Origin of the sequence: Streptomyces sp. NPDC051567 (genome assembly GCF_044454165.1) — a bacterium.
In the GTDB taxonomy this organism is placed as follows: domain Bacteria; phylum Actinomycetota; class Actinomycetes; order Streptomycetales; family Streptomycetaceae; genus Streptomyces.
In genome coordinates, this window is record NZ_JBITDK010000008.1 from 250706 (window position 1) to 262070 (window position 11365).

Annotated in this window: 10 protein-coding genes; 4 read left to right on the top strand and 6 right to left on the bottom strand. The window is 74.5% G+C overall.

Annotation, left to right across the window (positions count from 1 at the left end; all coding sequences use genetic code 11):
- Positions 1-48 precede the first annotated feature (48 nt).
- Positions 49-462: a DUF3151 domain-containing protein gene (locus ACIA5F_RS12720; RefSeq protein WP_399351792.1), complete on the bottom strand. Its 414-nt coding sequence runs from the start codon at positions 460-462 to the stop codon at positions 49-51.
- 271 nt (positions 463-733) lie between these two features.
- Between ACIA5F_RS12720 and ACIA5F_RS12725 the strand changes: the two genes are divergently transcribed.
- The 3 genes from ACIA5F_RS12725 (at position 734) to ACIA5F_RS12735 (ending at position 3840) form a co-directional block, all read left to right on the top strand.
- On the top strand, positions 734-901 hold the full coding sequence (locus tag ACIA5F_RS12725) for a hypothetical protein (protein ID WP_399351790.1): 168 nt from the start codon (positions 734-736) through the stop codon (positions 899-901).
- Positions 898-2367, top strand: coding sequence for an MFS transporter (locus tag ACIA5F_RS12730; RefSeq protein WP_399351788.1), 1470 nt, complete (start codon positions 898-900; stop codon positions 2365-2367). The genes ACIA5F_RS12725 and ACIA5F_RS12730 overlap by 4 nt, the downstream gene beginning before the upstream one ends.
- 135 nt (positions 2368-2502) lie before the next feature.
- A complete protein-coding gene (locus ACIA5F_RS12735; protein ID WP_399351786.1) occupies positions 2503-3840 on the top strand; it encodes an IS701 family transposase in 1338 nt (445 codons plus the stop codon).
- A gap of 83 nt (positions 3841-3923) precedes the next feature.
- Here the strand turns inward: ACIA5F_RS12735 and ACIA5F_RS12740 are convergent, their stop codons facing one another.
- The 5 genes from ACIA5F_RS12740 to ACIA5F_RS12760 form a co-directional block, all read right to left on the bottom strand.
- Entirely contained in the window at positions 3924-5852 is a 1929-nt protein-coding gene (locus tag ACIA5F_RS12740) for a GAF domain-containing protein (RefSeq protein ID WP_399351784.1), read from the bottom strand.
- 280 nt (positions 5853-6132) lie between these two features.
- Positions 6133-6996 (bottom strand): BTAD domain-containing putative transcriptional regulator, encoded by an 864-nt coding sequence (locus ACIA5F_RS12745; protein WP_399351782.1) that lies wholly within the window; start codon positions 6994-6996, stop codon positions 6133-6135.
- 193 nt (positions 6997-7189) lie between these two features.
- Entirely contained in the window at positions 7190-7906 is a 717-nt protein-coding gene (locus ACIA5F_RS12750; protein WP_399351780.1) for a ScbR family autoregulator-binding transcription factor, read from the bottom strand.
- 74 nt (positions 7907-7980) lie between these two features.
- On the bottom strand, positions 7981-8748 hold the full coding sequence (locus tag ACIA5F_RS12755; protein WP_399351778.1) for a glucose 1-dehydrogenase: 768 nt from the start codon (positions 8746-8748) through the stop codon (positions 7981-7983).
- Between the two features lie 154 nt (positions 8749-8902).
- A complete protein-coding gene (locus tag ACIA5F_RS12760) occupies positions 8903-9616 on the bottom strand; it encodes an HAD family phosphatase (protein ID WP_399351776.1) in 714 nt (237 codons plus the stop codon).
- 415 nt (positions 9617-10031) lie between these two features.
- Here ACIA5F_RS12760 and ACIA5F_RS12765 point away from each other — a divergent pair, with 415 nt between their 5' ends.
- Positions 10032-11030 carry a ScbA/BarX family gamma-butyrolactone biosynthesis protein gene (locus tag ACIA5F_RS12765; protein ID WP_399351774.1) on the top strand — a complete coding sequence of 333 codons (999 nt, stop codon included), beginning with the start codon at positions 10032-10034 and terminating at the stop codon, positions 11028-11030.
- Positions 11031-11365 lie beyond the last annotated feature (335 nt).

Genomic DNA, 11365 nt, shown 5'->3' on the forward strand with positions numbered 1-11365 from the left:
GACGGCACCGCGCGCGGGCCCGTGGACCGAGCACGGGTCAGCCGTGGATCAGGCGTTGAGGGTGTCCGCGGCCGTCTCGGAGGAGTCGCGCAGGAAGCCCGAGCAGCGCTCGTACTCGTCCTTCTCGCCGATCGCCCCGGCCGCGCGGGCCAGGGCGTGCAGGGCGCGCAGGAAACCGCGGTTCGGCTCGTGCTCCCACGGCACCGGGCCGTGGCCCTTCCAGCCGGCGCGACGCAGGGCATCGAGGGCGCGGTGGTAGCCGGTGCGGGCGTAGGCGTACGACTCGACCGTGCGGCCGGCGGCGAACGCCTCGTCGGCGAGGGTCGCCCAGGCGAGGGAGGAGGTGGGGTACGCGGCGGCCACCTCGGCGGGGGCGGTACCGGCGGCGAGGGCCGCGCGGCCCGGCTCGTCGGGGAGGTGGGTGGGGGCGGGGCCCCCGAGCAGATTCTGGTGAATGGACATGCGCCCAGTCTGGGGTATCGCGGATGTGCGCGGGGCGGGTGGGACAGGTGGGACGAACAGGCCGCACCGGACGGGCCGGGTGGGGCAGGACACGTGTATGGGGACGGCCCTGAGCTGGTTCCCGCTCCGGGCGGGGCGGGCCGACTCCACGGACTCGGTGCGGAACGTTTGACGGACTGGCTCCGGCCCGGCTGACAGCGGGCCCCGAACGTCCGCAATATGACTTGCTGTCACTTTTCCGTTCCTCAGCAGAAAGACAGGGCGTCACCTCATGTCACACATAGGCATCGAAAGAACCCGCCTGCCGTACGGAGAGCAGGGCGACGAACGCGAGGAGGGCCGCGGGCCGGCCGTCGAAGGCGGCGGCGGAGAACGGACGGACCGGCGGCTCACCGCCGAACTCACCGAGGCGGTACGGGACTTCCTGGCCGCCCGATGACCGCCGTACCGGACCCGCCCCGCCCTCCGGGCGGGGCGGGCCGGGCGGCCGGGCGGGCATCCCTGCCCGGCGGCGAGGCCCGTACCGGCCTCCGCCGCCGGGCGCGGCCCGCCCGCCCGACAGGCAGGGCCCCCGCCCCGGTCGTGCCCGGGGCGGGGGCCGGGTCCGGGACCGGGACCGGCGGCACCTACCGGGCCGGGCCGGTGGCGCCCCACGAGGGCGTGTGCGGGCCCGCGTCGCCCCGCACCGCGACCGGGGCCTCCGGACGGGTCGTCCACCCGTCGGCGGTCACCTGGCGGGTGCTCCGCGAGGCACCGCGCGCCGCCGGGCCCGGCCCGGTCCGGCGGATTCCCGTCGGCTGGCTCCTGCTGCTCGGGGTCCCGGCCGGCTTCGGGGCGACCGTGCCCGCCCTGCTGGGGCCGGAACTGGCCGCCGGACTCGGGGTCGCCGCCCCGGCCACGGCCTGGGTGACGACCGGCTTCGGCTGGGGTCTCGGCGTCGGGGCGCCGCTGCTGGCGCGGACCGCGCACCGGCGGGGCGCACGGGCCGCCCTGCTGGCCGGCGCCGCCCTGTTGCTGGCCGGGACCGTCCTGCTGTTCGTCTGGCCCGCGCCGGTACCGGCCGTGGCCGGGCGGGCGCTCCAGGGGCTGGGCTCGGCCGGGCTGGTCACCGTCGCGCTGGCGCTGGCCGGGACGGTGACCCGGCTGGGTCTGGTCGGCTCCGGGATCGCGGCGGGCGCGGCCCTGGCCCCGCCCGCCGGGGCGCTGCTGGCGGACGCGGCGCCGTGGCGGGCGGTGCTGATGCTGACCGCCGTGAGCCTGCTGGCCGTGCCCGTCGTCGCGGGCCGGGCACCGGGTACGGGGGCTGCGGTCGGTGACCTCCCGGGCGGCTCCCGGGGCTCCGGCGGCCACGCACACCACCGCCGTGACCGCCTCGGCCCTCGCGCCCGGCCCGCGCCCGCCGACCGTGCCCACCGCCCCAGCCGCTCCGACGGGTTCGACGGGCTCGGGGCCGCCCTGCTGGCCGGGGCGGTCGCGGCGGTGGTGTGCGCGGGCGCGGCTCCGGTCGTGGCGGGGGCCGTCCTGCTGGTGACGGGCATGCTGCTGGCGGGGTGGGTCCGGGCCCGGCCGGACGGGTTCGTCCCCCTGGCCCTGCTGCGGAGGCCGGAGCACCTGTGGTGCGGCGCGGGGGCGTTCGTTACGGCCGCTGCCCTCTTCGCCGTCTCCTTCGCCGCGTACTCCACCACTGCGGCGGTGCCGGTCGTGGTCATGGTGACCGGGGCGGCGGCGACCGTGCCTGCCCTCCTCGTCGCCTTCCTCGTGGCCCCGGCAGGGCGGCTGCGGACACCGGCCGCCACCGGGGGGCCGTCCGGGCGCCCGCACCCCGGCGCCGTACGGGTGTTGGCCCTCGGCCTCCTCCTCGGCGGCGCCGTGGGGTCGTCCCTCGCCGCCCACCTGTCGGTCTGACCGCCGCTCCGGCCGCCGGGCGGACCGGGTGGTGGGCCCCCCACCACCCGGCACCCCAGTCATGTGCCCGGCGCACCTCCCCGCGTGGGGGGCTCCGGGCCGACGGTAGGGGTGCCATCGACGAAGGGGGATGTCGTGAACACCATCACCAGCACGGATCGGCAGCAGCCGGGGCGCGACTCGGCGGTCCGGCTCCGGTGCGATCCGGTGGACGAGGCCGTCGAGGAACTGTGCGCGGCGGTGTTCACCTCACTCCGGCGCCGGGACCAGCGCGAGCGCGGACGGCAGTACGTACGCGGTCTCCTCGCCGCCCGGGGCCGCAAGTCGATCCGCAACATCGCCCAGCAGATCGGCCCCGGCGGTCCGGCGGCGGAACAGAGCCTGCACCACTTCATCGCCGGTTCCACGTGGGACTGGCAGCCGATCCGCACCGCGCTGACGCAGTACCTGGGGCAGACCACCCCGCTGGGTGTCTGGGTGGCGCAGCCGATGGCGATACCGAAGGGCGGGGACCACTCGGTGGGGGTCGGGCACCGCTACGACCCCCACCAGGGCCAGATGTTCCGGGGCCAGCAGGCGTTCGGCACCTGGTTCACCTCGGCCGGGGTGCTCACCCCCGTCGGGTGGCGGCTGTTCCTGCCGGAGCAGGAGCCGGGCGGCCCGGAGGCCGTGGAGGCGTCGTACGAGTCCTGCGCCGTCACGGGCGTGCTGGAGGCCGTACGCGAAGGCCGGATGCCCCTGCGGCCGGTGGTCCTCGACGTCCGTGACATAGGGACCCGCTCCACGCTGAACCGCTTCGCCGAGGCCCGGGTCCCGGTGGTGGCCCGGGTCAGCTCCACCGCCCGGCTGCTGGTGACGGACCCCTCGCTGCCGGGGTACGGCTCCGGGACGCTGGCCGCGCGGGACATCCTGCAGAACGTGCGCGGGCTGCGGATGCCCGTGGAATGGGCCGACCCGGACCGGCCGGGCACCCGGCGCAGCTCGCTGGTGGCGGCGGTGCGGGTGATGGTGCCGGACCCCTCGCCGGGGCGACGGCGCGAGGTGCTGCTGTTCGGGGAGTGGGCGGACGCCCGGCGGCTGCCGACGCAGCTGTGGGTGACCGACATGGTGCGGACGGCCCCGGGCGCGCTGGTGCGGATGACGAAGCAGGCGCGACGGGTCACGCTGGCCGCCGGGCGGAGCGTGCAGGAGGTCGGGCTGCGGGACTTCTCGGGGCGGTCGCTGCCCGGATGGAACCGGCACGTGACACTGGCTTCGGTGGCCCACGCGGCGCTCGCCCTGGGCGGGGCCGCGCACCGGGCCGGCGCCGTACCCGTACCGGCGGGCGCGCTGCCCGAGCCCGTGCACCAGGCGGCCCCGGCGGGGCGTCCGCAGGTGGGCCAGCGCCCGGTCCAGCCCGTACCGGTGACGGCCCACGCCCTGCGGCGGCCCACCGTCCCGGCCCGCGTCCACCCGGCGCTGGCCGTCCGCTGACCCTCCGCCGCCAGGGGCATCCTCCCCCCACCCCCTGGCGGCGGAGTGACCACCTTCCGTACGGGGCGGCGCGGCCCAGGCGGCTACTGTCGGCGCGGGGGCGGCGAGGTACGGCGTTCCTGGAGGACCACGCGGGTCTTGCGCAGCCGCAGCGCCATCTGGATCTCCAGGGCCTGGGCGGGCTTCTGCCAGCCCTCCCCCAGGAGTTCGGCGATCCGCTCCAGCCGCCGCGAGACCGTGTTCGGATGGACGTGCAGGGCCTCGGCGGCGTGGGTCGGGCTGGAGCCGGACTCGTAGTAGGCGTCCAGGGTGCGGGTCAGCTCGGTCAGCCGGGTCTCGTCGTACTCCAGGACCGGGCCGATCGTGGTGGTGATGAACGCGTCCACGTCGTGGTCGGCGGAGAGCAGCAGCCCGAGGAAGCCCAGCTCCCGCAGGGAGGCCGTGCCACCGGTGCCGTCCAGCGCCGTCAGGGCGTCCAGGCAGCGGGACGCCTCCTCGTAGACCGCGGCCACGCCCCCGGCGCCCTCGGTGGGGCCCGCCGCGCCCGTGGAGACGGGGTGGCCCAGGAGCGGGGAGAGTTCCGCCGAGACCTGCCGGGCCGCCGCCGAGGCGTCGTCCCCGGGCAGCAGCAGCACGATGCAGCCGCGCCGCACCCCCTTGAGGCCGCCGTGCCGGTACGCGTACGAGCTGGCCCAGGCGACCGCCTTGCCCAGCTCGCCGCCCTCGGGGCGGGCCACCACGACCACGTGCGGCACGTCCAGGTCGAGCCCGAGCCGCCGGGTCCGCTCCCGCAGGTCCAGGCCGGCGCGGTGCGGCCGGTCCAGCAGGTCCTGGAGCAGCTCCTCGTGGACCGGGCCCTCGGCCGCCGCCGTGGACCGCTGGATCAGCAGCAGCGCGGCCACCGACTGTGCCGCCAGCTCCAGGAGGCGTACGTCCTCGTCCGTCAGCGGTGCGAACGCGCGCAGCACCAGGACGCCCAGGTCCTCGGCCCCGGCCGTCACCGGCGCCACCCACACCTCGTCGGGCAGCGGGACCGGGGCCCGCCCGGTGTGCGCCTGGAGGGCGGCCCTCGTGACGGCCTCCTCGTCCAGTCCGGGCAGTTCCCCGGCGTCGGTCAACGGCCGCCCGCCGGGGTCCCGTACCTGGAGCACGCCGTCCAGCGCGTCCCCGGTCGCCCGTGCGAGCGTCGGCAGCCGGGCGCCGTCCAGGACCAGCCGGACCAGGCGCGCGTGGCAGTCCCACAGGTAGCGGATGCGGGTCAGCGCGGTGTTCGTGGCGGAGCTGAAGTACTCCAGCTCGGTGACCTCGTCGCGGGTGCGCTCCAGCAGGCTCGCCTTCTGGATGGCGAGCGCCGCGAGGTCGGCGAGGGAGAGCAGCACCCCGATCTCGTCCGGGGTGAAGTGACGGACCTTGCGGTCGGCGCAGTACAGGGCGCCCATGCTGGAGTCGCCGTGGCGCAGCGGGACGGCGATGACCGCGCGCAGCCCCTCGGCGAGGACGACCGCGTCGAGGGCGGGGTCGTGCGGGACGCTCCGGTCGCCGGGGTAGTCGGCGCTCCACACAGGTGCGCGGCGGCGCTGCGCGAGGCTGCCCAGGTTCTGGGCCGCGCCCAGTTCGAGCCCGGCGCTGAGGGCGGTGGTGTCCCCCTCGGAGGTACGTATGTACGAGGTGCCGTCCGGGCGCTGGAGGCTCACGTACGCCATGTCGAAGGTGAGCAGCCGGCGGGCCCGGCGGGCTATCACCCGCAGGAGGCTGTCGAGGTCGTACGGCGAGGTCAGGTCGTGCGCCGTGTCCACGAGCGCGGTGAGCGCCGCCTCCCGGTCACGGCTGCGGCCGGCACTGGCCAGAACGGTACGGGCCATGACGGCGGCTTTCGCGAGCTGGTTCAGCTCCGCCTCGTCGGCGCCGGATCTGAGGGCGTCGTGCAGCAGCTCGTCGAAGCGGCCCGGCGGGGCCTCCTGGGCCAGGAGTTCCAGCACGGCGAGCGCGCCGGTCCCGTTGTCCCAGGCCATAACCCTCCGCCAACCCCTCGTACCCCGGTGGCCGATACCGTCCCCGGGCGGCGGAATCAGGCCGTTCGAACCTAGATTCAGGTTCGGCCACGGTCAAGAGGACTGCGGGGTACGGGGGATGGCGGTTGCCGGAGTGACGGGCGGCGCGGGGACGGGCTCCGGCGGTCAGGGCGTGGGGTGAAAGGGGCGCCGTCCGCGCCAAGACCGTCCGCGGACAGGAGGAGGCCCCCGGGGCGGGGGCTCCCGGGGGCCGGTTCAGGGCCTGCTGCGGCGGCGGGGGTCAGACCACGGACGGCGAGAACGATCCGCGCAGCAGGGTGCGCCGCAGGGCGCTGGTGGTGTCCTGGGGGCCGTGTTCGAAATCGCCGCGGAGCACGTCCGCCAACGCCCGGTACGTTTCTCCGGGCTCCTGGGCGGTGGCGCGCCGGAAATCAGACCCGGAACCCCAGCTCCGGAAGGGCTGCTCCTCGAAAGATGATCGACGGGCACGTCCCCAGCCCGCGTCCCGGAGGCCCCTGACGTCACCGCCGGACCCGGCGATGCCCGTGGCCACGCCCCCGGACCGCGACAGTTCGTGCAGTCCGGAGCGGAGTTCGCGGTGGCGGCCGAGGGCGAGTTCGGCCTCGACCCACTGCTCCACGACCGACTTGCGGGTGGCCTCCAGCCCGGCGATCAGCTCGGCCAGCCGCGGTCCGGGGTTCACCCCGTCGAAGGCTGGACCCTTCCAGAGCCGCAGCGCCCCGCGCAGCCGGCGGGCGGCGGTCTCGTACTCGCCGCGGGCCATCGCGCGGTATCCGGCGCCGGCCTCACGGGCGAACTCGTGCAGGTCACAGCGGCCTCCACCGGTGTCGAGCAGGTATCCGCCGGGGGCCTGGAAGAGCACGGTGGTGGCGGTGCGCGGGCCGCCGGGGTCCACCGCGGCGGCCAGCCGCTCGCGCAGCTGGCGCACGCAGGAGTGCAGCACCGCGCGCGTGTGCTCGGGCGGCGCGTGCGCCTCCAGCTCCTCGGCGAGCACGGCGACCGGAACCATCTGGTCTGCGTGCCCGGCCAGGACGGCCAGGACCTGTCGCGCGGGCGGGGCGGCGGGCGCGACGGGCACGCCGTTCTCAAGGACGTCCAGTCCTCCGAGTACGTCAATGTCCACAGTCTTCTCCCAGGGCAGGGCAGGGCTGGGTCCGGTCGGCGCGAGCCCCTCAATAAAATAATACCCGGGATTCTTTTATTGGCTACCGGTCTCGCACCAGAGCCCGGAGAAGCACGAGATCCCCCCGCCCAGGAGGGCGGGGGGATCTCGTGTCCCACCCTGGCCGGACGCCCGGCGCGGGCCGGGCGCCGGGTCAGCCGACGGCGGGCGCCGGGGCGGGGGCGCCGGGCGCCGGCACTTCCGAACAGTCGCACAGGTGCGCGCCGTTCGGCCCGTGCAGAGCCCGCCCGCCACGCCCCGGCGCGGTGTCCAGGCGGATCGCCACGGCCGAGACCACCAGGCTCGGCATCACGCTGGTGTACAGGGCCGAGACCTCCTGGTCAAGGTCGAGGCCCAGCGTCTGCGACATGACGTTGAGCCCCGCGAAGGCGCCGACCACCAGCCGCGCGGGGCCGGCCGGGTCCACGTGCGAGAGGAGTTCACCACGCTCCTTCGCCTCCGCCATCAGGGCCGTGTGGAGATCGATCCATCCCTGGTAGGGCGAGGCCCGGTCCAGGGACCGGCCGTTCTGCTCCAGCGTGAGCCGCGCGCTGCCGCGCATCAGCACGTCGTGCTGGAGGCGGTGCGAGAAGATCATGCCGATGTCGACGAACTGCTGCGCCCTGAACTCCTGTGGGGTGAAGGCGGGGTCCATCCCCACCTGGGCGTCGATGACCGCTTGCGCGAGGTCTTCCTTCGAGTCGAAGTGGAAGTAGAGCGCGCCCTTGGTGACATTGGCCAGCCGGACGATGTCGGTGAGCTTCGCCGCGTCGTAGCCCCGGTCCTCGAAGACCACGGCAGCCGCTTCCAGGATGGCCTGGCGGGTGCGCACCGCACGGTCCTGCTTCACCTGGGGTCGTTCAGTCCTCATACGTATCTGTCCCTCTCCATGCCCCCGATCGATCGGCAATACATGCCCCCGGGTACGTACCTCGCAGTACAGTTTCACACCATTGTGAACCCCCCGTCCACCGGCATCGTGACCCCTGTGATGAACGAAGCACGGGAACTGCAGAGCCAGGCCGCCGCCTCGGCGATCTCCTCGGGCTCCGCGGTGCGCGGCTGGGGGGTCCCGGCGTGCAACTGTTCCTCCATCCCCGGGACGGCGGCGAACCACTCGCTGACCACCTCGGTCCGGGTCGTGCCGGGGGCGACCGCGTTGACCCGGACGCCCTGCGCCGCGTACTCGGCCGCGGCGGCCTTGGTCAGGCCGATCACCGCGTGCTTGGCGGCCACGTACGGGGCGGCCACCGGGGTCGCCAGCAGTCCGCCGACACTGCTGTTGTTGACGACGGCGCCGCCGCCGGTCGCCAGCATCGCGGGGATCTCGTCGCGCAGGCAGTTCCACACCCCGCGCACGTTGACGTCCATGATCCGGTCGTACAGGTCGTCGTCCATCTCGTGCAGGGGCGTCCGGCCGGCCCCCCAGCCCGCGTTGTTGAAGGCGCAGTCCAGCCGCCCGAAGTGCCGCACCGCCCGGGCGACGGCCGCCGCCGTGTCCACGCGGCGGGTCACGTCCGCCACGGCGTACTCGACCTCCGCGCCCTTCTCCCGCAGCTCCCGGGTCAGGGCGTCGAGCCGGTCCTCGCGGCGCGCGACGAGGAGCAGCGCGGCTCCCTCCCGGGCGAAGACCCGGGCCGCCGCGGCCCCGATGCCGCTGCTCGCGCCGGTGATCAGAGCGACCTTGCCGTCGAGTATGCGTTCGCCTGCCATGACTCTCCTTCTGATGCCGGTGGTTCCTGTACCGCGAAGTGTCGTGCCCAGCACCGACACACCGTGCTGCCCGGGGCCCGTCGGCGACGGCCCCCTCCGGTGCCGTCCGGGCGGTCCCTGCCGGTACGGGCCGCCCGGACGGCGGGGGCGCGGGTCAGGCGGCCCACGCGCGGCCCTCGGCCGCCTCCGTGTCGAGCGTGCGCAGCAGCGGCTCGTCTATCTCGTCGAGCGAGCCGACCAGGTGCCGCACCCCCGCATCGCGCATCAGGCCTCCCTGATAGCCGTGTTCGAAGGCGCTCGGATGCCCGATGAAGGGGACCCGCAGATCTCGGGCGGCCTCGGAGACCCGGGCGACGTCGTCGATGAAGAGCACCTGGGCGTAGTCGAGACCGAAGGCGTCGACCGCGATCTCGTGGATGCCGGGACGGAAGTCGTTGGTGCAGATGTAGCCCGGCCCGTCGAAGAGATGGGCGTACCGGCCGAGGTGGGTGTCGAAGTGCTTCTTGTCCAGACCGCCGTAACAGATGGTGCGCAGGCCCAGGGAGCGCAGCCGGCTCAGCAACTGCTCCGCGCCGCAGGACACCTGGAGCGGATTGCGGGCGAGGTACGCGGCGCGCTCCTCAAAGTAGACGTCCAGTACTTTTTGCGGGCTCCAGTCGACACCGGCCGCGGCGCCGAGCGCACGGGCGGCCGAGGTGCGGGACTGGGAGAAGACCGCGCGCTCCACCTCGACGTCGTAGACCCCGCCGCGGCTGGTGACGAAGTGGTGGATCACCGGGCTGAAAGTGTCGTTGAGCAGGACTCCGTCGATGTTCACGGCGGCGAGCCTGAGCTGTCTCAGCGGGCTGACGTGCCGGAGGGTGCGCATCGCTCTCCAATCGGCGGGGGCCGAGGCGGTCTCAGGACACGGTGCGCCCCATCGGAGCAGGCGCCGTACGGCGCGCGTGTGCCGGCCTCGGTGCCTCCGGAAGAGCCCCCAAAAAATACTTCCAGGTACGCGGCTGGCGTCGAGCAAAAGATACCCGACTTCCCTCCGAATGCAGCTAGTCGGTCCAAAAATCGCCGCACGACAGGGGAGTCACTGGTTCCACATCCCTGAACTGGCCCTATATGCACTGGAAGCACCCACTCCGCTACATCCAACGATGTGACTTGACTCACATCTAGACCCGGAATGGCGCACTCCTCGGGTAATCCTCTACCTGCCAATCAGACTCGGAAGTACGTACTTCGCGACATCAAGCGGAGACTGAACCTTCCGGCCATGACCTCGGGGGAAGTTCATGACCATGACGTTGGAACCCACGGATGTCCTCACGCACCTGACTCCGCTTCTCCGGGACTGCAGATGCCCGGAGGCGGACGCCCCGGGCCGGCTGACCCACTCCGTACCCCGCGAGCTCGTGCACCGCGCCGCCATCGCCGAGGTCTTCCTCACCGGTATGTGCCGCCCGGCCGAGAACCGGTTCCACGTCACCGCCCAGCTTCCGCGCGGGCACAGCTTCTTCACCCCGATCGCCGGCACCCACTACGACCCCATGATGATCTGCGAGACCATCCGCCAGGTCGGCTCCTACCTCGCCCACCGGTCCTTCGGCGTACCCCTGGGCCACCAGTTCCTGCTGGCGGGCCTCGACTACGCGACCACCCCCGAGCACCTGGTCATCGGCGACGCTCCGGCCGATGTGGACCTCGACGTCGTGTGCACCGAGATCCGCCACCGCGGCACCCAGCTCCAGCACCTGACCTACCAGGTGACGATGCGTCACGAAAATCACGTGATCGCCACGGGCGAGGTCGGCTACAGCGTCGCCTCCCCGGCCGTCTACCGGCGACTGCGCGCCGACCGCGTGAACCAGCGGCCCACGCCCTCGCTGCCCCCCGGCCCGCTCCAGCCCGCCCAGGTCGGCCGCTTCTCCCCCTTCGACGTGGTGCTCGCCGCCGCCCCGCAGACCGGCACCACCGCCACCTGGCAGCTGCGCTACGACACCCGGCACCCGGTCCTTTTCGACCACCCCGGCGACCACATCCCCGGGATGGTCCTGCTGGAGGCGGCCCGCCAGGCGGCGCTGGCGCTGACCCCGGCCCCCGCGGTGCTGCCCGCCGAGGTCTCCAGTACGTACCGGCGGTACGCGGAGTTCGGCTCCCCGCTCTGGATACGTGCCGAGCGCACCGGCCCGGCCACGGTCGAGGTCACCGGCACGCAGGAGGGCGAGCAGGTCTTCGCGGCCCGCGTCGGCACCGCGACGGTCGATCCGATGCCGTACGGCATGACGGCATGACGGCGGCGGACGGCACGATGACCATGTGACGGCCGCACACCGGACCGCGCACCGGGGGCGTGCGGGGCAGGAGCGGCATACCGGGGTGGACATCGCCGCACAGGAATCCTGTGCTCGGGACCACCGGCGCGGCCGCAGGGCGGCCCGGGGCGTCGGGGGGCGCCTGCGGGCAGTACGGGGGAGACCGGACCCGAAGGGTCCGGGGCACAGCCGAGGGGGGGGGGGGGGGGGGGGGGGGGGGGGGGGGGGGCGGGCCCCCCCCGGCGCCGGGGGGGGGGGGGGGGGGGGGGGGGGGGGGGGGGGGGGGGGGGGGGGGGGGGGGGGGGGGGGGGGCG

What these genes read in the sequence shown, in the direction of transcription:
- ACIA5F_RS12760 (WP_399351776.1), bottom strand. Translation starts at nt 9,616, where the DNA reads ATGCGCACCCTCCGGCACGTCAGCCCGCTGAGACAGCTCAGGCTCGCC.
- ACIA5F_RS12755 (WP_399351778.1), bottom strand. Translation starts at nt 8,748, where the DNA reads ATGGCAGGCGAACGCATACTCGACGGCAAGGTCGCTCTGATCACCGGC.
- ACIA5F_RS12765 (WP_399351774.1), top strand. Translation starts at nt 10,032, where the DNA reads ATGACCATGACGTTGGAACCCACGGATGTCCTCACGCACCTGACTCCG.
- ACIA5F_RS12740 (WP_399351784.1), bottom strand. Translation starts at nt 5,852, where the DNA reads ATGGCCTGGGACAACGGGACCGGCGCGCTCGCCGTGCTGGAACTCCTG.
- ACIA5F_RS12750 (WP_399351780.1), bottom strand. Translation starts at nt 7,906, where the DNA reads ATGAGGACTGAACGACCCCAGGTGAAGCAGGACCGTGCGGTGCGCACC.
- ACIA5F_RS12730 (WP_399351788.1), top strand. Translation starts at nt 898, where the DNA reads ATGACCGCCGTACCGGACCCGCCCCGCCCTCCGGGCGGGGCGGGCCGG.
- ACIA5F_RS12725 (WP_399351790.1), top strand. Translation starts at nt 734, where the DNA reads ATGTCACACATAGGCATCGAAAGAACCCGCCTGCCGTACGGAGAGCAG.
- ACIA5F_RS12720 (WP_399351792.1), bottom strand. Translation starts at nt 462, where the DNA reads ATGTCCATTCACCAGAATCTGCTCGGGGGCCCCGCCCCCACCCACCTC.